We start from the raw sequence: 23,333 nt of genomic DNA on the forward strand, positions 1-23,333 counted from the left end.
GCCGCCTGACGGCGGCAGCTCCCCCGAAGGGGGAGCTTGAGCGGAAAAACCTATCAAGAAGGAGTTGTAGCCTATGTCCGAAAAACATATCGGCAAGGTGATCCAGGTCATTGGCCCGGTGCTGGACATCCAGTTCAAGGATGGCGAGCTGCCGGAGCTGCTCAACGCCATTGAGATCGACAACCACGGCCAGAAGCTGGTGGTGGAGGTCGCTCAGCTGACCGGCGACAATGTGGCACGCTGCATTGCCATGAGCAGCACCGATGGTCTGGTGCGCGGCACAGATGCCGTGGACACCGGCGAGTCCATCAAGGTGCCCGTAGGCGACCAGTGTCTGGGGCGCGTGTTCAACCTGCTGGGCGAGCCGGTGGATAACAAGCCCGCCCCCACCCCGGATGCCTACTGGCCCATCCACCGTCCCGCTCCCAGCTACGAGGAGCAGCAGTCCACCACCGAGATCCTTGAGACCGGCATCAAGGTCGTGGATCTGATCTGCCCTTACGCCAAGGGCGGTAAGATCGGCCTGTTCGGCGGTGCCGGTGTCGGCAAGACCGTCCTGATCCAGGAGCTGATCTATAACATCGCCACCGAGCACAACGGTTACTCGGTATTTACCGGCGTCGGCGAGCGCACCCGTGAGGGCAACGACCTGTACGGCGAAATGACCGAGAGCGGCGTTATCAACAAGACCGCGCTGGTCTACGGCCAGATGAACGAGCCCCCGGGAGCCCGTATGCGCGTGGCACTGTCCGGCCTGACCATGGCGGAGTACTTCCGCGATGTGAAGAATCAGGACGTGCTGCTGTTCATCGATAACATCTTCCGCTTCACGCAGGCCGGTTCCGAGGTATCCGCACTGCTGGGCCGTATGCCCTCTGCCGTTGGTTACCAGCCCACGCTGGCTACCGAGATGGGTGCCCTGCAGGAGCGCATCACCTCCACCCGCAAGGGCTCTATCACCTCGGTGCAGGCCGTCTACGTGCCCGCCGACGACCTGACCGACCCCGCCCCTGCCACCACCTTTACCCATCTGGATGCTACCACGGTGCTGAGCCGTGACATTGCATCGCAGGGCATCTACCCCGCTGTGGACCCGCTGGACTCCACCAGCCGCATCCTCAGCCCGGAGGTCGTGGGTCAGGAGCACTACGAGATCGCCCGCGCCGTCCAGAAGGTGCTGCAGCGCTACAAGGAGCTGCAGGACATCATCGCTATCATGGGCATGGACGAGCTGAGCGAGGAGGACAAGCGTACCGTCAGCCGCGCCCGCAAGGTGCAGCGCTTCCTGAGCCAGAGCTTCCATGTGGCAGAGCAGTTCACCGGTATGCCCGGCCAGTATGTGCCGCTGAAGGAGACCCTGCGGGGCTTCAAGATGATCCTGAGCGGCGAGTGCGACGAGCTGCCCGAGAGCGCATTCCTGTTCGCGGGCACCATCGACGACGTGTTCGCAAAAGCGAAGAAGGGGTAAGCCATGACGACCTTTCATCTGACGGTGGTCACGCCGGACGGCTGCGCCTTTGAAGGTCAGGCCGAGCGCATCGTCTGCCGCGCCATTGACGGCGATATCGCCATTCTGGCAAAGCACGGCGATTACTGCACGGCACTGGGCATGGGCGAGGCGCACATTGTGGATGCCGACGGTCAGCGCCGCCGTGCAGCCTGCATGGGCGGCCTGCTCAGCGTGCTGGACGGGGACGTGCGTCTGGTGGCTACCACTTGGGAATGGGCGGAGGACATCGATCAGGCGCGTGCAGAAGCTTCCAAAAAGCGCGCCGAGGAGATCCTTTCCCGCAAGAACCTGAACGACCGTGAGTACGAGCTGGCACAGGCGCGCCTCAAGCGCGCGCTGGTGCGTACCTCTGTCCGTTAAACCCTGTATGCAAAAAGGCACCCGCAGCCGGATGGCTGTGGGTGCCTTTTGTTTTGTGATGGACGATTGGGAATGCGCTCCGCTTCGCTCTGCGCATAATCAGCGGAAAAAATATTTTAAATTTCGCGTTTGTCGCGCTCTGCGGAGCGCTCCAAACGCTATTTTCACAGGAGGAGTCGTGGCGGCAAACTGCATTTGCAGCGCCGCTTTCTGCGAAAGCGCGGCGCTGCGGGAGAGCGCTTGCTCCCCTGGGGGAGCTGTCGCGTAGCGACTGAGGGGCTATAAATGGAGAAGCGAAAAAAGCGTTAAAGCGATAGCGCCGACTGGCGCAGCGCTAGCTTTTTTGTGCTTCGACTTCTTCTTTAGGATTGTCAAGGGCGAGCAGCCCTTGGCCCGTTGCGGGGTGGGTGGAGTCCAGAGGTAGGGAGGGGGGACTCGGAACACCCCTCCCTGCCTCTGGCCCAGCGGAGCATCTTTGCTCGCTTGCGCCAAGCAGTAACTTTCCCTGCGGAGCACGCACTTTTCTGGTTCTCTTTTGGTGTCAAAAGAGAACAGCCCTTGGCAAGCAGAAATCCTCCCAGCGGAAGCCATTCCAAATCGTCTTATCCCCGGTTCGCCCGCTCGATCAGGGTGCGGATGTGGTGCGCAAGCATCTCCACGGCGGTGCTGTTCTCGCCGCCGTTGGGCACAATGATGTCCGCGTTGCGCTTGCTGGGCTCTACAAAGGCCTCGTGCATCGGCTTGACCGTGGTAAGGTACTGATCGATCACGCTGTCCAAGCTGCGCCCGCGCTCCTTTACGTCCCGCAGAATGCGCCGCAGGATGCGCTCGTCCGCGTCCGTGTCCACAAAGATCTTGTAGTCGAACAGGGCGCACAGCTCCGGCTCTACAAAGGGCAGAATTCCCTCCACGATCAGCACCGGGGCGGGCTCGATGTGCTGCACCTCGTTGCTGCGGTTGTGGTTGGAATAATCGTACACCGGGCAGTCGATGGCACGGCCGGCCTTCAGCTCCTGCAAATGGTAGATGAGCAGGGCGTTGTCGAAGGCGTCCGGGTGGTCGTAATTCAGCTTGCAGCGCTCATCAAAGGGCAGCTCATCGTGGCGCTTGTAGTAGCTGTCGTGGGAGATCAGCCGCACCTCGTCCTCCCCAAAGCGCTCCTTCAGCCGCAGTGCAAGGGTGGTCTTGCCGCTGCCAGAGCCGCCCGCGATGCCAATGATCAGGTTGTTCATAATGCAAACTCCTTCTGCACAAAATCTGCCGGTTTCTGTGGAAAAACCGGCGGGAATGGATTATAATAAATTTGTATCTGCTCTGCTGCCGCCCGGCAGCAGTTCTTCCCTTTTATCATAGCACAAAATGTGTCATTTGGACAGGGCTTGCAGACCACCCGCCGACACATTCACAAAAAAGGACGGTCAAAATGTCAAAAGAAACATTGCAGCACACCATGAGAAGCAAGGTCCGGGTCTTTGAGGACGGCGGCATCCGCCTGCTCCGCAAAAGCCAGAAAGGGCTTATCCACGCCATCTTCAGCCGCTTCGGGCTGGTGCTGGTGCTGCTGGTGCTACAATTTGGGGCGCTGTTCAGCCTGATGCGCTGGTTCAGCGGCCTGCTGCCCCACTACTTGGGCGGCACCTTGCTGGTCACGGCGGCCATGATGGTCTACCTGCTCAATCAGGACATGAACAACAGTGTGCGCATCCCGTGGCTGGTTGTCACGGCGCTGGCTCCTGTGCTGGGCGTGCTGCTGTTCTGGTACACCAAGGAGGATGTGGGCCACCGGGTGCTCAAAAAGCGCCTGATGGAGCTGGAAGGGCAGACCCGCAGCCAGCTGCCGCAGCCCAAAAAGGCCGACAAGGCGCTGGACGCAGACTGCCCCGGCGCGGCCTCTCTGGCGCAGTATCTGCGCGGACGGGGCGGCGGCTTCCCGGTGTACGAAAACACGCAGGTGACCTATTTCCCCAGCGGAGAAGCCAAGTTTGCCGCACTGCTGCCCCAGCTGGAAAGCGCCACCCAATACATTTTTCTGGAATACTTCATCATTGACGAAGGGTTGATGTGGGGGCGCATTCTGGAAATTCTGGCACGCAAGGCCGCACAGGGCGTGGATGTGCGGGTGATGTATGACGGCACCTGCGAGTTCTCCACCCTGCCCCGGGACTACCCCAGACGGCTGGAAGCGCTGGGCATCCGCTGCAAGGTGTTTGCGCCGGTCACGCCCTTTGTTTCCACCCACTACAACTACCGCGACCACCGCAAGATCCTTGTCGTGGATGGTCGTGTGGGCTTTACCGGCGGCGTGAATCTGGCCGATGAGTACATCAACCACGTTGAAAAATATGGCCGCTGGAAGGACGCCGCCGTCATGCTGGAGGGCGAGGGCGTGCGCACCATGACCGCCCTGTTTTTGCAGATGTGGAGCATCCAGCGGGAGCCGGAGTTCGCCCAGTTCCTTACCCGCCCCATCCCGGAAACGCAGGCCAACGGCTTTGTCATCCCCTACGGGGACTGCCCGCTGGACGGCGAGCGCGTGGGTGAGATGGTCTACATCGACCTGCTCAACCGCGCCCGGCACAGCGTACATATCATCACGCCCTATCTTATTCTGGACGGCGAGCTGGAGACTGCCCTGCGCTTTGCCGCAGAGCGCGGCGTAGATGTGCACCTGATTTTACCCGGCAAGCCGGACAAGTGGTTTGCTTATGCGCTGGCTAAGACCCATTACCTGCCGCTGCTGTCCTCCGGTGTGAAGATCAGCGAGTGGGCCCCCGGCTTCACCCACGCCAAGGTGATGATCATGGACGGGCAAGAGGCGGTTGTAGGCACTATCAATCTGGACTACCGCAGCCTGTACCACCACTTTGAAAACGCGGTCTGGATGCGCGGTGTGGACTGTCTGCCTCGTATTGAGGCTGATTTTCAGGATACACTGGCACAGTGCCGCACGGTAGAGCCCACCCGCCAGAGCGTCTGGCAGGGCAAAAAGCTGCTGCATCTGGTGGGTATGATGCTCAAGTTCATCGCCCCGCTGATCTAAACGAAAAACGCCCCGGAAACGCTGTCAAACGTTTCCGGGGCGTTCTTGGCTTATGCTTTTGCGCCTGCCGGCACTTTCTTTTTTTTCAGGGTGGAGGGCATCGCCTTCAGCGGGTCGCCCACCACATGATGATAGGCCTCCTCGTAACGGTCTAACATCACATCGTACTCAAAATTTGTATGGACGTACTCGATCTGCTGCTGCCGCATTGCGTCCGGGTACTCCTGTGCGCATTCCCGCTCCAGCGCCCGGGCAAGGTCGTCCGTATCCTCCGGTTTGAAGGCCGCGCCGTAAATGTCGGTCACGACCGTATTCTCGGGGATATCGCTCACCAGACACCGTGCACCGATGGACATCGCCTCCAGCAACGACAGGGAAAGTCCCTCGGTGTGGCTGGGCAGAACGAACAGCCCGCAGTTGCTGTAAAGCTCCTTCAGCAGGTCACCCACCAAATAGTCGGTCATGATGATATTAGGGTCATTCTGTGCCTGCTGCTGTACGGTCTTGCAATATTCGCTGTCGTCCAGCGGGCCGACCAGTACAAGCTTTTTCCCTGTCTTGGCCTTGCGGTAGCCCTCCACCAGATCCAGCGTGCCTTTTTCTGGCGAGATACGCCCCACATACAGGATGTACTCTCCCCTCTCCAGCCCGTATTTTTCCCGGATCAGACTGCAAGCATGCCTTTCATAAAAGCGGATGGCATTGGGGATCAGAATAGACGCGCGGCCATATTTCTGCAAAAAATAGTTCCACTCCGTCTCCGAAAGCACCACCAGATCATCCGCATATTTTGCAGCGATCCGCTCTCCCAGCTTCATATAACGGCTAGCAAAGCCGCGCCATTTGTCCACTTTCCAGTTCAAACCGTGCACCGTACATACGGTGCGCTTGCCGAACAGTTTGGCGATCAGCAGCGGTACACTGGGGCCGATGGCGTGGTAATGGATCACATCAAAACCCCGGAACAGCGCATCAAAGGTTGCCAGAAAAGAGTAGATCGTGGCATTCAATGCAGGCTTTTGCAGGGTAAACACCCGCCGTGCGTGAACGCCGTCCACATCGTACACATTATGGTGCTTTTCCAAGCCGCGGTTATACACAGTCACGTCATAGCCGCGTTCCACCAGACTTCTGGCCAGCCCGCCAACCATGACCTCCACACCGCCCGAGCGACTAGGAAAATCCTTGTGCCCGATCATCGCCACCTTCACCGTAACTACTTCCTTCCGTTTTGTAATACATCCCCGTCAAATCCAGTTTCCATCACACTAATATATCATTATTGTAACATAAGCATCACTTAGCCGCAACTAATTTCCATGAAATATTTTAATAAAATGTGAATTTTCAGTTATATCTTGCTCTATTTGTAGAAATTTCATCTTTTACACACTAAAAAACGCTTCAGGAAATTCCTGAAGCGCTTTTTTCTAAGTCGGCGACTACCTATTTTCACAAGCCGTTTCCAGCTAACTATCTTCGGCACAAGTAAGCTTAACTTCTGTGTTCGGAATGGGAACAGGTGGAACCTTACCGTCATCGACACCGACCAATTTGACTGAATCAGTATAACACATTTCTGTGTCTCTGTCCAGTATTTCTTAGAAGGACGTGCCTTCAAAACTGAATAATCACTGCTAACATTTTTTCGTTGACTTAAAAGTCTCAAGCGAATTGTGGTCAAGCCCTCGACCTATTAGTACACGCTTGCTGAATGGATCGCTCCACTTACACATCGTGCCTATCAACCTTGTAGTCTTCAAGGGGTCTTACTTGTTTGAAACAATGGGATATCTTATCTTTGGGTCGGCTTCACGCTTAGATGCTTTCAGCGTTTATCCGATCCGTACATAGTTGCCCAGCTATGCCCTTGGCAGAACAACTGGTGCGCCAGAGGTACGTCCGCTCCGGTCCTCTCGTACTAGGAACAGCTCCCATCAAATATCCTGCGCCCACGACAGATAGGGACCGAACTGTCTCACGACGTTCTGAACCCAGCTCGCGTACCGCTTTAATTGGCGAACAGCCAAACCCTTGGGACCGAATACAGCCCCAGGATGCGATGAGCCGACATCGAGGTGCCAAACCTCCCCGTCGATGTGGACTCTTGGGGGAGATCAGCCTGTTATCCCCAGGGTAACTTTTATCCGTTGAGCGATGGCATTTCCACTCACATACCACCGGATCACTAACTCCAACTTTCGTTACTGCTCGACCCGTCAGTCTCGCAGTTAGGCTCGCTTCTGCGTTTGCACTCTTTTGCTTGATTTCCGTTCAAGCTGAGCGAACCTTTGAACGCCTCCGTTACTCTTTAGGAGGCGACCGCCCCAGTCAAACTGCCCACCTAACAATGTCCCCCGCCTTGATTCAAAGGCGCAGGTTAGAATTCCAATATCGCAAGGATGGTATCCCAACGGCCACTCCACAAATGCCAAAGCACTTGCTTCCCAGTGTCCCATCTATCCTGTGCATGCAACATCGAAACCCAATATTAGGCTACAGTAAAGCTCCATGGGGTCTTTCCGTCTTGTCGCGGGTAACCGGCATCTTCACCGGTACTACAATTTCGCCGGGCGGGCTGTCGAGACAGTGCCCAAATCATTACGCCTTTCATGCGGGTCAGAACTTACCTGACAAGGAATTTCGCTACCTTAGGACCGTTATAGTTACGGCCGCCGTTCACTGGGGCTTCGATTCAATGCTTGCACATCTCCTCTTAACCTTCCAGCACCGGGCAGGCGTCAGCTCGTATACGTCATCTTTCGATTTAGCACAAACCTGTGTTTTTGGTAAACAGTTGCTTGGGCCGATTCTCTGCGGCTCTATCGCTAGAGCACCCCTTCTCCCGAAGTTACGGGGTCAATTTGCCGAGTTCCTTAACAACCCTTCTCCCGTTGGCCTTAGAATCTTCTTCCTACCTACCTGTGTCGGTTTGCGGTACGGGCACCGCAGAAATACACACAGCTTTTCTCGCCATCTTCCATCCCGGACTTCGGTACTAATTTCCCTCGATCGCTACCGGAACCAACACCCGGCTCCGAGACTTCAAATGTGTCCCTGTGTTTAACTCTTTTGGTGGTGACGGAATCTCTACCGTCTGTGCATCGGCTACGCCGTTAGGCCTCACCTTAGCTCCCGACTAACCTGGAGCGGACGAACCTTCCTCCAGAAACCTGAGGCTTTCGGCCATGCAGATTCTCACTGCATTCGCGCTACTCATTCCGGCATTCTCACTTCTATACACTCCACAGCCGCTTGCGCTACTGTTTCACCGCGTATACAACGCTCCCCTACCCAATACATTGCTGCATTGCCTAAGCTTCGGTGTCAGGTTTAGCCCCGTTAAATTCTCCGCGCAAAGACGCTCGACCAGTGAGCTATTACGCACTCTTTGAATGTGTGGCTGCTTCTGAGCCAACATCCTGGTTGTCTACGTATCTTCACATCGTTTTCCACTTAACCTGACTTTGGGACCTTAGCTGTAGATCTGGGCTGTTTCCCTTTTGACAATGACATTTATCTGACACTGTCTGACTCCCAAGCATCAATACTCTGGCATTCTGAGTTTGATAAGCTTCGCTAACCTCTCGGCCGCTAGGCTATTCAGTGCTTTACCTCCAGGTATCTAACTTGAGGCTAGTCCTAAAACTATTTCGGGGAGAACCAGCTATCTCCGGGTTCGATTGGAATTTCTCCGCTACCCACAGTTCATCCGCCGCCTTTTCAACGGAGGTCGGTTCGGTCCTCCATGGAATTTTACTTCCACTTCAACCTGACCATGGGTAGGTCACCCGGTTTCGGGCCCATTGTATGCAACTTAACGCCCTTTTCAAACTCGCTTTCGCTTCGGCTCCAGACCTTAAGTCCTTAACCTTGCTGCATACAATCGCTCGCCGGACCGTTCTACAAAAAGTACCCTATCACACATTGACGTGCTCTAGGTGCTTGTAGGCACAGGGTTTCAGGTTCTTTTTCACTCCCCTCCCGGGGTGCTTTTCACCTTTCCTTCACAGTACTATACGCTATCGGTCACTGGGTAGTATTTAGGGTTGGAGGGTGGTCCCCCCATATTCCGACCAGGTTTCACGTGTCTGGCCGTACTCTGGAACTCGCTCAGCTCTTGTCGTTTTCACCTACGTGGTTCTCACACTCTCTGACCGGCCTTCCCATGCCGTTCGGTTAACAACTCAAGTCCTAAATGCGGTCCGTACCCCGGAAGTATTTCTACTTCCGGTTTGCCCTCTTCCGCGTTCGCTCGCCACTACTTACGGAATCTCGTTTGATGTCTCTTCCTCGCCCTACTTAGATGTTTCAGTTCAGGCGGTTCCCTCGATATACCTATTTTTAAGTTCAGTATAACGTACCTGAGTATGAACCCAGGTGAGTTTCCTCATTCAGAAATCTCCGGATCAATGCTTATTTGCAGCTCCCCGAAGCTTATCGCAGCTTATCACGTCTTTCATCGGCTCCCAGTGCCAAGGCATTCGCCCTGCGCCCTTGTTCGCTTGACCTTTCAAACGTTCTTTAAGAACATTTGGTATCCTCTTGATTCTCTCTTGCCAACGAAGATTATTGTTACCCTTCCTTTTGAAATTGTAATATTTCTTAAAAAAGAACTTACTATAATCTTTGTTTCGCAGTTATTATTCAGTTTTCAAGGTACGTCTTTGAGTGTCCTTTTCAGGGCCCTCAAAATCGAACAATATCTACTTAAACTTTTAACTTATCACCTGTTCCAATGACTGACCATCTTAGATGCTCTGTCATTGCCTGACTCCTTAGAAAGGAGGTGATCCAGCCGCAGGTTCTCCTACGGCTACCTTGTTACGACTTCACCCCAATCACCAGTTTTACCTTCGGCGGCGTCCTCCTTGCGGTTAGACTACCGACTTCGGGTCCCCCCGGCTCTCATGGTGTGACGGGCGGTGTGTACAAGGCCCGGGAACGTATTCACCGCAGCATGCTGATCTGCGATTACTAGCAATTCCGACTTCGTGCAGGCGAGTTGCAGCCTGCAGTCCGAACTGGGACGTTGTTTCTGAGTTTTGCTCCACCTCGCGGTCTTGCTTCTCTTTGTTTAACGCCATTGTAGTACGTGTGTAGCCCAAGTCATAAAGGGCATGATGATTTGACGTCATCCCCACCTTCCTCCGTTTTGTCAACGGCAGTCTGGCCAGAGTCCTCTTGCGTAGTAACTGACCATAAGGGTTGCGCTCGTTGCGGGACTTAACCCAACATCTCACGACACGAGCTGACGACAACCATGCACCACCTGTCTCTGCGTCCCGAAGGAAAGTTCTGTTTCCAGAACCGTCGCAGGATGTCAAGACTTGGTAAGGTTCTTCGCGTTGCGTCGAATTAAACCACATACTCCACTGCTTGTGCGGGCCCCCGTCAATTCCTTTGAGTTTCAACCTTGCGGTCGTACTCCCCAGGTGGATTACTTATTGTGTTAACTGCGGCACTGAAGGGGTCAATCCTCCAACACCTAGTAATCATCGTTTACAGTGTGGACTACCAGGGTATCTAATCCTGTTTGCTACCCACACTTTCGAGCCTCAGCGTCAGTTGGTGCCCAGTAGGCCGCCTTCGCCACTGGTGTTCCTCCCGATATCTACGCATTCCACCGCTACACCGGGAATTCCGCCTACCTCTGCACTACTCAAGAAAAACAGTTTTGAAAGCAGTTCATGGGTTGAGCCCATGGATTTCACTTCCAACTTGTCTTCCCGCCTGCGCTCCCTTTACACCCAGTAATTCCGGACAACGCTTGTGACCTACGTTTTACCGCGGCTGCTGGCACGTAGTTAGCCGTCACTTCCTTGTTGAGTACCGTCATTATCTTCCTCAACAACAGGAGTTTACAATCCGAAGACCTTCTTCCTCCACGCGGCGTCGCTGCATCAGGGTTTCCCCCATTGTGCAATATTCCCCACTGCTGCCTCCCGTAGGAGTCTGGGCCGTGTCTCAGTCCCAATGTGGCCGTTCAACCTCTCAGTCCGGCTACCGATCGTCGCCTTGGTGGGCCATTACCTCACCAACTAGCTAATCGGACGCGAGGCCATCTCAAAGCGGATCGCTCCTTTTCCCTCTGGTCGATGCCGACCTGTGGGCTTATGCGGTATTAGCAGTCGTTTCCAACTGTTGTCCCCCTCTTTGAGGCAGGTTCCTCACGCGTTACTCACCCGTTCGCCACTCGCTCGAGAAAGCAAGCTCTCTCTCGCTCGTTCGACTTGCATGTGTTAGGCGCGCCGCCAGCGTTCGTCCTGAGCCAGGATCAAACTCTTTATAAATGATATTTATCACTTAAAAGTGTTAAATCTTGTTTCGCTCAGCACGCAATCGCTTGCGTCCTGTGTGAATTACTTTTGTTTGGAATTGTTTACCGTGTTTTTCCAACACGAAAATAGGTTCTGTTACAAGTTCTTTCGATATTGTTCAATTTTCAAGGTCCTGTGCGCCGCAGCCTTGCGGCTGACGACTTGATTATTTTACCACAGAAGCAGTTTTTTGTCAAGCACTTTTTTGAGAAGCTTTTGAACTTTTCTGAACTTGGAGCGCTTCGCACATCTCAGTGTCAACTGGTGTTTTTCAGCGTCTATTGGTTCTTTTCAAGGGCTTCCTGCTGAGGCTTCAGAAGTCATTCTTTTGTCTCAGCGCTTGGCGCTCAAGTATAATACCACACCCCGGGGCACTTGTCAACACTTTTTGACATCTTTTTTCCAAATTCTTTGCGGTGGGGGTTTGGGGGCAAAACTCCAACCTCAAAGAACCCTCTCAGGCATCGCTGCGCGATGCCTGATTCCCCCTTTTGTCACCTGCGGTGACATTTTCCCCCGGCCGGGGGAAATCCGTCCTCTCGGGGGGAGCTTTATTGGCACTAACCGGAAGATGCATAAAAGCTCCCCCTTTCGGGGAAGCTGGCGCGCAGCGCCTGAGAGGATTCAGCCCTATATTATTACATTATATAGGCAGCGTGAAACCCAGACAGGTATAGACGGCGGCTGATATTACCCACCGGAAAGCGCACTGCGCTGTCAAGAGTTTCCGTGCAAAATTTTGTCCCGAAAAATATCTGCTATTTTTGGCGATTGCTACAAAACGCAAAATATAGTGGTATTTTGCTTGACTTGCCACTAGATAATGATAAAATAGAGCTACATTCAGTTTGTTGGATATCGTTGTGCGCAGACGGGTATCTCTTATGATAAGAGGTACCCGTTCACAATGCGCCTATATAGAAGGAGGAGAACCGATGAAGATCATCAAACGAAACGGTGCAGAAGTTCCTTTTGATATTACCAAGATCATCACCGCCGTTACCAAAGCCAGCGATTCTGTGGGCGGTCAGGCTCGTCTGAGCCGGGAGCAGATCACCCAGATTGCCGCAGCCGTTACCGACCAGTGCCAGCAGCTCAACCGCGCGGTCAGCGTGGAAGAAGTACAGGATCTGGTGGAGAACCAGCTGATGGACATTCAGGCGCACGATGTAGCACGCCACTATATCACCTACCGCTACGTCCAGAGCCTGAAGCGCCAGACCAACACCACCGACGAGCGCATCCTGAGCCTGATCGAGTGCCAGAACGAAGAGGTCAAGCAGGAGAACGCCAACAAGAACCCCACCGTCAACAGCGTGCAGCGCGACTATATGGCCGGCGAGATCTCCAAGGATCTGACCGCCCGCCTGCTGCTGGACCCGGAGATCGTAAAGGCACATCAGGAGGGTCTGATCCACTTCCACGATTCCGACTACTTTGCCCAGCACATGCACAACTGTGATCTGGTGAACTTGGAAGATATGCTGCAGAACGGCACCGTTATTTCCGGTACCTATATTGAGAAGCCGCACAGCTTCTCCACCGCCTGCAACATTGCCACCCAGATCATTGCACAGGTAGCTTCCAACCAGTACGGCGGCCAGAGCATCAGCCTGACCCATCTGGCTCCCTTTGTGGACGTCTCCCGCAAGAAGATTGCCGCTGAGGTGGAGCTGGAGATGGAAGGGCTGGACGTCTCTGCCGAGCGCAAGAAGGAGATCGTGGAGCGCCGTCTGCGCAACGAGATCAACCGCGGCGTGCAGACCATCCAGTATCAGGTTGTCACCCTGATGACCACCAACGGTCAGGCGCCCTTCATTACGGTATTCATGTATCTGGGCGAAGCCCGCAACCCGCAGGAAAAGGCCGACCTTGCCATCATCATTGAGGAGACCATCCGGCAGCGCTATCAGGGCGTGAAGAACGAGGCCGGTGTGTGGATCACCCCCGCCTTCCCCAAGCTGATCTATGTGCTGGAGGAGGACAACATCCGCCCCGGCACTCCCTACTACTACCTGACCGAGCTGGCCGCAAAGTGCACCGCCAAGCGCATGGTGCCGGACTACATCTCGGAAAAGAAGATGCTGGAGCTGAAGGTAGACAAAAACGGTGAGGGGCACTGCTACACCTGCATGGGCTGCCGCAGCTTCCTGACCCCCTATGTGGACCCCGAGACCGGCAAGCCCAAGTACTATGGCCGTTTCAATCAGGGCGTGGTCACCATCAATCTGGTGGACGTTGCCCTGAGCTCCGGCGGTAACTTTGAAAAGTTCTGGAAGATTTTTGACGAGCGTCTGGCGCTGTGCCACCGCGCCTTGCAGGCACGCCATCAGCGGCTGCTGGGCACCCCCAGCGATGCTGCCCCCATCCTGTGGCAGTATGGTGCGCTGGCACGCCTGAAGAAGGGTGAAAAGATCGACAAGCTGCTGTTCGGCGGCTACTCCACCATCAGTCTGGGTTATGCCGGCCTGTACGAGTGCGTGAAGTATATGACCGGCAAGAGCCACACCGACGCCGGTGCCAAGCCCTTTGCCCTGAGCGTGATGCAGCACATGAACGACAAGTGCAACGAGTGGAAGAAAGCCGAGAACATGGACTACTCCCTCTACGGCACCCCGCTGGAATCCACCACCTACAAGTTCGCCAAGTGCCTGCAGAAACGCTTTGGCATCGTGGAGGGCATCACGGACAAGAACTATATCACCAACAGCTACCACGTCCATGTCTCTGAGCCCATCGACGCCTTTACCAAGCTGAAATTCGAGGCCGACTTCCAGCGCCTGTCCCCGGGCGGTGCCATCAGCTATGTGGAAGTGCCCAATATGCAGGATAATCTGGAAGCCGTCATGAGCGTGCTGCAGTTCATCTACGATAACATCATGTACGCCGAGTTGAACACCAAGTCCGATTACTGTCAGGTGTGCGGCTACGATGGCGAGATCAAGATCGTGGAGGACGATGGCAAGCTGGTGTGGGAGTGCCCCAAGTGCGGCAACCGCGACCAGAACAAGCTGAACGTTGCCCGCCGCACCTGCGGTTATATCGGCACCCAGTTCTGGAACCAGGGCCGCACGCAGGAGATCAAGGATCGCGTGCTGCATCTGTAACAACAGCTAAATTTTATTTTTGATTTGATGTTTGGAGCGGCCGAAAGGCCGCTCCAAACATCTTTTCAGCAAACGACAGGAACATGAGCATGAACTACGCAAACATCAAATATTACGATATCGCCAACGGCCCCGGGGTGCGCACCAGCGTTTTTGTGTCCGGCTGCCGCCACCACTGCCCGGGCTGCTTCAACGCCGTGGCATGGGATTTTGACTACGGGCAGCCCTTTGATAAGACCGTGCGCAACGAGGTATTCGCCTCCTGTCAGCCGGACTATATCGCCGGGCTCTCCCTGCTGGGCGGCGAACCCTTTGAACCAGAGAATCAGCGGGAGCTGCTGCCCTTTGTGCGCAACTTCAAGGCGCTGTACCCCGCCAAGACGGTGTGGTGCTACTCCGGCTACACTTGGGAACAGCTTACCGGCAAAGAGCCCAGCCCCGCGCGGTGCGAAGTGACCGACGAGCTGCTGGCACTGCTGGATGTGCTGGTGGACGGCAGATTTGTGCAGGCTGAGCACGACATCTCCCTGCGCTTCCGCGGCAGCCGCAACCAGCGCCTGCTGGATGTGCCCAAGTCCCTTGCCGCCGGGCAGCCCGTGTGGTGGGAGGACGAAAAGGTGTTCGCCACCCATACCATGGAACGGTAAGCGGTGCTGAACTCCTTCTCGTGAAAATGCGTTTGTCGCAGCCCGCAGGCCGCGACAAACGCTCTATTAAAAATAATTCTTCCGCTGAATATGGCCAAAGCAACGCGGAGGCCATTCGAAATCATCCCGCACTAAAAGAAGCCGCTGCACAGACTGTGCAGCGGCTTCTTTCTTTTTTCACTCCCGGCTGCCCACGGCGTCCTCGATGACGCGCAGGAAGGCGTTGCCATAGCGGGCGGCCTTCTTTTCGCCCACGCCGCTGATGTTCAGCAGCTCGTCGATGCTCATGGGCTTTTTCTCTGCCATCTCCCGCAGGGTGGCATCGTTGAACACCATAAAGGCGGGCAGGTTCTGCTTACCTGCAAGGCGCTTGCGCACGGCGTACAGAGCGTTGAGCAGCTTTTCGTCCGCCTCGCTCAGGCTGCCCGCTGCGGCAGGCTTTGCGCGGCGGGGCTTTTCCAGCCGGTCGGCGCTTTGGGCGGCACGGCGGCGGGCGTACTCCACCTGCAGCTGCGCTTCCTGCTCGGCGGCAAGGCAGCAGGAGCAGTTGCCGCACTTTTTGGGCGCAGCCTCCCCGAAGTATTGCAGCAGAAAGCCGCGCAGGCAGTGCTGGGTGGTAGAGTAGAAGGTCATGTACTTGAGCCGCTCCTCTGCCTTGCGGGCGGCTTCGGCCTTTACATCCGCAGGCAGACCGTTGTCGGCCTCCCGCTCCTTGTCGATGAAAAAGCGGATGGTGCGCACATCCGTGCCGGAATACAGCAGGGTGCAGCGGGCGGGCTGGCCGTCCCGCCCGGCACGCCCGGCCTCCTGATAATAGCTTTCCAGATCCTTGGGCATATTATAATGGATGACGAACCGCACATTGGGCTTGTCGATGCCCATGCCAAAGGCGTTGGTGGCCACCATCACCTGCACCCGGTCGTAGAGGAAGTCGTCCTGATTCTGCCGCCGGGTGTCTGCATCCAGCTTTGCGTGGTAAGCCGCCGCCCGGATGCTGCGGCTCTGCAGCAGCTGCACCGTCTCGTCCACCTGCCGGGTGGTACTGCAATACACGATGCCCGCATGATTGCCCTCCTTGAGCACCAGTTCCAGCAGCTCCTTGGGCTTCTGGCTGGGCAGCGCCCGCCGGGTCTCGAAGTACAGGTTGGGACGGTCGAAGCTGGTAGTCACCTCGTAGGGCGCTTGCAGCGCCAGATGGGTGCGGATATCCTCCCGCACATGGGCGGTGGCGGTAGCCGTGAACGCACCGATGACCGGGCGGCTGGGCAGGCTGTCCACAAATTCCTTGATGCGCAGATAGCTGGGGCGGAAATCCTGTCCCCACTGGCTGATGCAGTGCGCCTCGTCCACCGTGACCATGCTGATCTGCCGCTCCTGCGCAAACCGCTGGAAGCCCGGCATCTCCAGCCGCTCCGGTGCTACATAGATGATCTTGTACCAGCCCTCCCGGGCGCGGTGCAGCATCAGCGCCTTCTGGTTGTCGGTCAGGCTGTTGTTCAGAAAAGCCGCTGCCACGCCCGCCTGCACCAGTGCCCCCACCTGATCCTTCATCAGGCTGACCAGCGGGGATACCACGATGGTAATGCCCGGCAGCAGCAGCGCCGGTACCTGATAGCAGATGGATTTGCCCGCGCCGGTGGGCATGACCGCCAGCACATCCTGCCCGGCCAGCAGGCGGCTGACGATCTCCTCCTGCCCGGGGCGGAAGCTGTCGTAGCCGAAAACTTTTTTCAGGATACTGTGCGGGTTTTCCATGGTTTCCTCCGTTATATAAGTAGATGCAGCAGTGCACAGAACGCTCAAAACCTTATCAGTATACCACAAAACCGATACTTTTGGCAGAAAAAAGCGTCACTTTGCGCAAAAATGTGCAATAACCGATCTTTCTGCCCGGGAAGGATAGCTTTTCAGGCGCGAAAATGCTATAATGAGAACACATATCTCCATGCCACCCCGTAGACTGCCCGGCATGGACCATGCAACGTAAAAAGGAGCATTTATAATATGCAGCAGAAACTTATCACCTTTGCCGTGCCCTGCTACAATTCCGCAGCCTATATGCGTCACTGCATCGAAACGCTGCTGACCGCAGGCGAGCAGGCCGAGATCATTCTGGTGGACGATGGTTCCGTCAAGGATGACACCCCCGCCATCTGCGACGAGTACGCCGCAAAGTACCCCACTATCGTCAAGGCCATCCATCAGGAGAACGGCGGCCACGGCGAGGGCGTGAATCAGGGCATCCGCAACGCCACCGGCCTGTACTACAAGGTAGTGGACAGCGATGACTGGCTGGACACCGACGCCCTGAAGAAGGTGCTGGAGCGTCTGACCACGCTGGTAGCCCGCGGCACCGCGCCGGATCTGATGATCTGCAACTATGTGTACGAGCATGTGGAGGACGGCACCACCCTGACCGTGCGCTACACCAACGTGTTCCCGCAGGAGCGCCTGTTTGACTGGGTGCACGTCCGGCACTTCCGCCCGGATCAGAACCTGCTGATGCACTCGGTCATGTACCGCACCGAGGTGCTGCGTCAGTGCGGCATGGTACTGCCCAAGCACACCTTCTATGTGGACAATATCTTTGTGTACCAGCCCCTGCCCTACGTCAAGAGCATGTACTATATGGATCTGGATCTGTACCGCTACTTCATCGGCCGCGCAGACCAGAGCGTGAACGAGAGCGTGATGATCGGCCGCGTGGACCAGCAGCTGCGGGTCACCAAGCACATGATCGACTGTCAGGATCTGGACGCACTCAAAGGTCAGAAGCGTCTGCGCGCCTACATGGTGCACTACCTGTCGGTCATGATGGCGGTCAGCGACATCTTCCTGCTGCTGGACGGCAGCGCCGAGGCACACGCCAAAAAGGCCGAGCTGTGGCAGTACCTCAAGGATCACGTTACCCCCGGCGTCTACCGCGCCGTGCGCGTGAACCTTGGCGGTATGACCGACCTGCACTTCCCCGGCGGCGACAAGGTGGTTCTTTTCACCTACCGCCAGCTGCGCAAGATTTTTAAGTTTAACTAAGGGTAAGACCCTCTCAGTCACGCCTGACGGCGTGCCAGCTCCCCCGAAAGGGGGAGCTTTTTTGCGCTTACCGGCAGATGCGTAAAAGCTCCCCCTTCGGGGGAGCTGGCGCGGTAGCGCCTGAGAGGGTTGGCGTTCCCTTGGGGAATCTGCTAAGCGAAGCGAAGGGGATAAACATATCTTTTCGTCCCAAAAGATGTATGAAACGCGCAGGGTGGTTGCTTTTCCTCCGTTGTTCCGGTATACTGGATACGTTTTCCCATTTTGACCCCGCACTGGATTTCAAACAGGAGCTCGATACTTTTTTGACAAGGAGGAACCGAGTGCTGCGGCCTTTGGCTGCGCACCCAATACAAACCACATTATGGAACAAATGTTGATCTGTCTGTCCCTTGCCCTGATCGCCGGTCTGCTCATGTCACGCGCTGCTAAGGCCGTGCGTCTGCCCGCCGTCACCGCTTACCTGCTCACCGGTCTGCTGCTGGGGCCCTTCTTTCTGGGTCGGCTGGGGCTGAGCCGTTTCGGCTTCGGCTTTGCCAGCCTTGCCGCCGTGGAGGGCTACGGTATTATCACACAGGTGGCGCTGGGCTTCATTGCCTTCGTCATTGGCAACGAGTTCCGGCTCAGCGCCCTGAAGCACATGGGTCGCCGCGCCGTGACTGTGGGCATTGCACAGGCGGTGATCACCACCGCGCTGGTGGATGTCGCCCTTGTTGCCCTGCACTTTGCCCGTCCGGACGTCATCTCGCTGGCTTCTGCCATCACGCTGGGCTCTATCGCCGCCGCTACCGCACCCGCCGCTACCCTGATGGTGGTCAAGCAGTACAAGGCCGACGGCCCTTTGACCAAGCTTCTGCTGATGGTGGTCGCCATTGACGATGCTGTGGGTCTGGTGCTGTTCTCGGCCTCCTACGGCGTGGCAAACGCGCTGGAGCAGGGACGCATCGACCCCGTAAGCGTGGTGCTGGAGCCGCTGCTGGAGATCGCGCTCTCGCTGGCGCTGGGCGCTGCCGCCGGTTACCTGCTGAACCTGCTGGAGGTCTACTTCCACTCCCGTTCCAAGCGCATGAGCCTGTCGGTGGCCTTTGTGCTGCTGACGGTGGGCCTGTCCATGACCAAGTTCGAGATCAATGGCACCCGCTGCGGCTTCTCGCTGCTGCTGGTGTGCATGATGACCGGCACCGTGTTCTGCAACGTCTGCCCCACCTCGGATGAGCTGATGGACCGTCTGGACCGCTGGGTGTCCCCCATCAACATCCTGTTCTTCGTGCTGTCCGGCGCAGAGCTGGATCTGACCATCCTCACCAACCCCATGGTGCTGCTCATCGGCGTGGTGTACATTGTGGCGCGCTCTGCCGGTAAGATCAGCGGTTCTTACCTGAGCTGCCGCGCCACTGGCTGCAGCCCCGCCATCCAGAAGTATCTGGGCATCACCCTGTTGCCGCAGGCCGGCGTGGCACTGGGCATGGCTGCTACCGCCGCCGAGCTGTCGGACGGCCACATGGTGCGCAACGTGGTGCTGTTCTCGGTTCTGGTGTACGAGCTGGTAGGCCCCACCCTGACCAAGATCTCGCTGACCGCTGCCGGAGAGATCCGCCCCGAGGGACGCACCAGCGCCCGCGTGGAGAACCAGCCCGAAGCCCCTGTGGAGCTGAGCTGAGACGGTTTGAAATGCGCTCCGCGTTGCTCTGCGCATAGTCAGCGGAAGAATTATTTATAATTTGTAAATCGGGAAAATCTGCGGATTTTCCCGATTTACTTTTTCACGGATGGGGGTTGGAACGAACTCCCTCAGTCAAAACCTATCGGTTTTGACAGCTCCCTCTAGGAGGGAGCCCTTGGCATAGCGGGAAAGTTTCCGGCTAAAGTGCAAAGCTTGCGGGCGCGCTTGCTCCCCCGAGAGGGCCGACTTCCCCCGGCCGGGGGAAGATGTCACCGCAGGTGACAAAAGGGGGAATCTGTCGCGCAGCGACTGAGGGGCTTTGAATCGGCGGAGCCGGAAAAAACGGTTAAAAGATCTTCACGCCGAACAGGCGTGAATCTTCAGTTTTTTTCGGTGTAGCCCACTTCTTTGGGGTTAAAAGGGGCGAGCAGCCCCTTTTTCGTGGCTCCAGCGCGTCGAAATCGCTGGCACTTTTCTGGTTCTCTTTTGGTGTCAAAAGAGAACATCCACGGGCTACCACCTCCTGCCCCACCTTTATGTGCAAAAGGTTGTTTTTTGTCGAATCCGCACGCAATCATTGACGAACGGTGTTATTTTTTGTATACTGAGCTTATCAGCACTGGCATAATTTTCCTGTTGTGTCAGTGGTTGCTAAAAAGGAATAGTGAAGGAGAATGACACATTATGAAAAGCACTGGCATCGTTCGCGGCATTGACTCGCTGGGACGGATCGTTCTGCCGAAGGAGCTGCGCACTAGTATGCACCTCGACACCGACACCAAATTGGAGATCTTTGTGGATGGGGACGCCATCGTCCTGAAAAAGCACCGCCCCGCCGGCAGCTGCGATTTCTGCGGCGAGGTGGACGAGCAGGCCATCCAGTTCGGCGGCTACTGCATCTGCACCGCCTGCCGCCGCAAACTCAGCGTACTGTAACGCAGAAAGGGGGCTCTTTCCATGAGCCGGTTCATCGACTTTACCCTTCCCTCCACCGTGCCGGGGCGCACCCTGCACGGCTTTCGCTGCGTCCCGGAGGGTCAGGTGCGGGCGGTGCTGCAGCTGTCCCACGGCATGGTAGAGTTCATCGACCGCTACCGCCCCTTGGCGGAGTATCTGGCTGACCGGGGCATTCTGGTCACCGGGCACGACCATCTGGGGCACGGTGCGTCCATCCGTACCAAGGAGGACTACGGCTACTTTGCCGAGCCGGACGGCAACCGCGCTGTGCTGGCCGACCTGCACGCCGTGACCGTGCTGACCAAGGAGCTGTACCCGAACCTGCCCTACTTTTTGCTGGGGCACAGCATGGGCTCCTTCTACGCCCGGCAGTATCTGTGCGAGTATGGCCGGGAGCTGAACGGTGCCATCATCATGGGCACAGGCTTCCAGCCTAAGGCGCTGGTCAAGGTTGCCAAGACCCTTTGCCGGGTGCTGGCCACTTTCCATGGCTGGCACTACCGCAGCAGCCTTGTGGCCAACCTTTCCTTTATGGGCTACAACAAGGGGCTGGAGGGCCGCACCACCCACGACTGGCTCAACCGCGATCAGGCTGAGGTGGACAAGTATCTGGCCGAGGAGCGCTGTACCTTTACCTTTACGCTGAACGCCTATTACAGTATGTTCAGCGGCATCCTGCGCCTGCACGACCCGGCTTTTCTGGCACGGATGCCCAAGGAGCTGCCGCTGCTTTTCCTCTCCGGCGATGCCGACCCGGTGGGCGAGCAGGGCAAGGGCGTGCGCCGCGCCATCCAGAGCCTGAAGGATGCCGGCGTGCAGAACATTGAAAGCATCTTCTACCCCGGTGCCCGCCACGAGCTGCTGGTGGAAATCAACAAGCAGGAGGTTTTCGCGGACATCGCCGCATGGCTGGACAAACAGCTGGCAAAACAGTAAAAAGAGCAAAGGGGCTGCCGCACAAAACGTGCGGCAGCCCTTTCGCGTGAAATAAGCATTTTTATTTGGCTTCCAAAACGCCTGCGGGCGTTTTGGAAGTCTTTTTTACAGTCAGGATAAATCAGCCATAAATCGTTTATTTTGTCATTGTTCTACATTTCGTTTATACCGCAGCGGGGTCTGCACCTCGGCGCGGATCTTCCCAAGATAGGTGCGGGTCTGCTCTGCGCCCTGCAAAATAGACTCCACCTGCGCTTTCTGTTCTGCGGTCAGGCCGTCATCCTCTGCCAGCAGCTCCGCGTTGCCCTCGATGATGGTCAGCGGCGTTTTCAGCTTGTGGGACAGCTGAATGATCTGCTCCCGCTGCCGCTGCTCCATGGCCCACTGCTTCTGTAAGCTGCCGGTCAGCGCATCCCCCATGGTCTGCAATGCCTGCAAAGTGCTCTCGTATTCCCGCACCTTCGCGCCGGAAAATACCGCGCTGTCCAGCTCCTTCCGCGCCACCGCCTGCGCGGCGGCGGTCAGCTTTTCGGTCTCCCGGGTCAGGAAGCGCCCGGTCCTGTGGGTGCTCCACACCACCGCGCCTACCAACAGCAGAATGCCCAGAATACAGTGCACGGTCTGCATATCCGGCAGCACGCCCCGCAGCGCAGGGTCGGCGTAGGGCACGGCATAGTCAAATTGCAGCAGACAAACCGTTCCGTCCTGCAATTTCGACGTCATGTAATACTGTGTGTAGCCAAAATGCCAGCGGGTTTTCCCCTGCCAGTTCTCTATTGCCCGCTGCAAATGCCCGGCATCCATGTTGGTAGCCAGCACCTTGCTGCTGTCCGGCGCGGCAAACAGGGCGTAGCGGCATAAAGAATCCAGCTGCGTCTCGTCAAAGGTGGCGGCGGTCATGCCCGGCAAAACGTCCTGTGCGGCTTTCTGACAGGCCTGTGCAGCTTGATTCGCGGGCAGGAACGGCCCGCCGTTCTGGATCCACAGCATCAGCGCCAGCAGCCACCCCACCGCGACCAGCAGGCAGGCCAGCGCCGTGCGCACCAGATATTGCAGCAGCACGCTGCGCAGAGAGGTCAGTCTTCGCTTTTCCATCGGTATCCCACGCCCCATACGGTATTGAGCAGCTTTTCCGGCTCCGGCACATCCGCCGCCCGCAGCTTTGCCCGGATATTTTTGATGTGCTGGGTCACGGCGGTGTCATCCGCTGTGCCGTCAATGCCAAAAACCGCTTCGTAAATTTGCTCCTTGGTAAAGGTCTGTCCGGCGTGCAGCGCCAGATACTCGCAGATGGCATACTCCGAGCGGGTCAACGGCAGCGCCTTCCCCTCCACCGACGCACTCCGGGCGGTCAGGTCAAAGGCCACGCCGCCGCGCACCATCCGGTGTGCCGGGGTGCGGCTCTGCCGCCGCAGATGTGCCGCCACCCGCGCCCGCAGCTCTGCCACCCGGAAGGGCTTGGACAAAAAGTCGTCTGCCCCGATGCCCAGCCCCTCCAACACAGCAGCCTCGTCGGTGCGGGCACTCAGAAAGAGGATGGGCGCTTCGGTCAGGCTGCGGATGCGCCGACAGACCGCAAAGCCGTCCTCCCCGGGCATCATCACGTCCAGCAGGATGCAGTCTGCCCAGCGGCAGAGCGCCTCGGTCAGATCTCTGCCCGCCTGCCGCGTCTCTACCCGGTGTCCGTCCCGCTCCAAGGCGGTGCGGATCAGCTTGCAGAGCTCCAGATTGTCATCCACGGCCAGAATATTTGCCACAAG

General features: G+C 56.9%; 14 protein-coding genes and 3 rRNA genes. 9 read left to right on the plus strand and 8 right to left on the minus strand.

Going from position 1 to position 23,333, the window contains the following annotated elements; all coding sequences use genetic code 11:
- The first annotated feature begins 73 nt into the window (after window positions 1-73).
- Both atpD and atpC read left to right on the plus strand, forming a co-directional pair.
- Window positions 74-1,468 (plus strand): F0F1 ATP synthase subunit beta, encoded by a 1,395-nt coding sequence (atpD, locus tag MTP39_RS12705; RefSeq protein WP_005921508.1) that lies wholly within the window; start codon window positions 74-76, stop codon window positions 1,466-1,468.
- A 3-nt stretch (window positions 1,469-1,471) separates the two neighbouring features.
- Window positions 1,472-1,870: an ATP synthase F1 subunit epsilon gene (atpC, locus tag MTP39_RS12710; protein ID WP_249240797.1), complete on the plus strand. Its 399-nt coding sequence runs from the start codon at window positions 1,472-1,474 to the stop codon at window positions 1,868-1,870.
- A 602-nt stretch (window positions 1,871-2,472) separates the two neighbouring features.
- Here the strand turns inward: atpC and udk are convergent.
- Window positions 2,473-3,102 (minus strand): uridine kinase, encoded by a 630-nt coding sequence (udk, locus tag MTP39_RS12715; protein WP_249240798.1) that lies wholly within the window; start codon window positions 3,100-3,102, stop codon window positions 2,473-2,475.
- Between the two features lie 191 nt (window positions 3,103-3,293).
- Here udk and MTP39_RS12720 point away from each other — a divergent pair, with 191 nt between their 5' ends.
- Window positions 3,294-4,910, plus strand: coding sequence for a phospholipase D-like domain-containing protein (locus MTP39_RS12720; protein WP_249240799.1), 1,617 nt, complete (start codon window positions 3,294-3,296; stop codon window positions 4,908-4,910).
- A 50-nt stretch (window positions 4,911-4,960) separates the two neighbouring features.
- Here the strand turns inward: MTP39_RS12720 and MTP39_RS12725 are convergent, their stop codons facing one another.
- From MTP39_RS12725 to MTP39_RS12740, 4 genes are all read right to left on the minus strand, one after another.
- Window positions 4,961-6,121 carry a glycosyltransferase family 4 protein gene (locus MTP39_RS12725; protein ID WP_249240800.1) on the minus strand — a complete coding sequence of 387 codons (1,161 nt, stop codon included), beginning with the start codon at window positions 6,119-6,121 and terminating at the stop codon, window positions 4,961-4,963.
- 222 nt (window positions 6,122-6,343) lie between these two features.
- Window positions 6,344-6,460: ribosomal RNA gene (rrf, locus tag MTP39_RS12730) — 5S ribosomal RNA — on the minus strand.
- 126 nt (window positions 6,461-6,586) lie between these two features.
- A 23S ribosomal RNA gene (locus MTP39_RS12735) occupies window positions 6,587-9,421 on the minus strand.
- A 271-nt stretch (window positions 9,422-9,692) separates the two neighbouring features.
- Window positions 9,693-11,203 (minus strand): 16S ribosomal RNA (locus MTP39_RS12740).
- The 16S, 23S and 5S rRNA genes sit together here, the layout of an rRNA operon.
- A 962-nt stretch (window positions 11,204-12,165) precedes the next feature.
- On the opposite strand from MTP39_RS12740, the gene nrdD reads away from it, so the two are divergent.
- Both nrdD and nrdG read left to right on the plus strand, forming a co-directional pair.
- Complete coding sequence (gene nrdD / locus MTP39_RS12745) at window positions 12,166-14,337, plus strand: anaerobic ribonucleoside-triphosphate reductase (RefSeq protein ID WP_249240801.1); 2,172 nt, start codon at window positions 12,166-12,168, stop codon at window positions 14,335-14,337.
- Between the two features lie 89 nt (window positions 14,338-14,426).
- Window positions 14,427-14,984: an anaerobic ribonucleoside-triphosphate reductase activating protein gene (gene nrdG, locus MTP39_RS12750; protein ID WP_097782280.1), complete on the plus strand. Its 558-nt coding sequence runs from the start codon at window positions 14,427-14,429 to the stop codon at window positions 14,982-14,984.
- A 177-nt stretch (window positions 14,985-15,161) separates the two neighbouring features.
- Here nrdG and MTP39_RS12755 read toward each other — a convergent pair whose 3' ends face one another.
- On the minus strand, window positions 15,162-16,739 hold the full coding sequence (locus MTP39_RS12755; protein WP_236132167.1) for a RecQ family ATP-dependent DNA helicase: 1,578 nt from the start codon (window positions 16,737-16,739) through the stop codon (window positions 15,162-15,164).
- A gap of 249 nt (window positions 16,740-16,988) precedes the next feature.
- On the opposite strand from MTP39_RS12755, the gene MTP39_RS12760 reads away from it, so the two are divergent.
- From MTP39_RS12760 to MTP39_RS12775, 4 genes are all read left to right on the plus strand, one after another.
- A complete protein-coding gene (locus MTP39_RS12760) occupies window positions 16,989-18,017 on the plus strand; it encodes a glycosyltransferase family 2 protein (protein WP_249240802.1) in 1,029 nt (342 codons plus the stop codon).
- A 364-nt stretch (window positions 18,018-18,381) separates the two neighbouring features.
- A complete protein-coding gene (locus MTP39_RS12765; protein WP_249240803.1) occupies window positions 18,382-19,677 on the plus strand; it encodes a cation:proton antiporter in 1,296 nt (431 codons plus the stop codon).
- Between the two features lie 687 nt (window positions 19,678-20,364).
- The gene (locus tag MTP39_RS12770; protein ID WP_249240804.1) at window positions 20,365-20,616 is read left to right on the plus strand and encodes an AbrB/MazE/SpoVT family DNA-binding domain-containing protein; all 252 of its coding nucleotides are present in this window, start codon (window positions 20,365-20,367) and stop codon (window positions 20,614-20,616) included.
- Window positions 20,617-20,637: 21 nt separating this feature from the next.
- Window positions 20,638-21,573, plus strand: coding sequence for an alpha/beta fold hydrolase (locus tag MTP39_RS12775; RefSeq protein WP_249240805.1), 936 nt, complete (start codon window positions 20,638-20,640; stop codon window positions 21,571-21,573).
- Between the two features lie 144 nt (window positions 21,574-21,717).
- Here the strand turns inward: MTP39_RS12775 and MTP39_RS12780 are convergent, their stop codons facing one another.
- Window positions 21,718-22,668 (minus strand): histidine kinase dimerization/phospho-acceptor domain-containing protein, encoded by a 951-nt coding sequence (locus MTP39_RS12780; protein WP_249240806.1) that lies wholly within the window; start codon window positions 22,666-22,668, stop codon window positions 21,718-21,720.
- Window positions 22,650-23,330 carry a response regulator transcription factor gene (locus MTP39_RS12785; protein ID WP_249240807.1) on the minus strand — a complete coding sequence of 227 codons (681 nt, stop codon included), beginning with the start codon at window positions 23,328-23,330 and terminating at the stop codon, window positions 22,650-22,652. The genes MTP39_RS12780 and MTP39_RS12785 overlap by 19 nt, the downstream gene beginning before the upstream one ends.
- Window positions 23,331-23,333 lie beyond the last annotated feature (3 nt).

Source organism: Faecalibacterium sp. I3-3-33 (assembly GCF_023347295.1).
Lineage (GTDB): Bacteria > Bacillota > Clostridia > Oscillospirales > Ruminococcaceae > Faecalibacterium.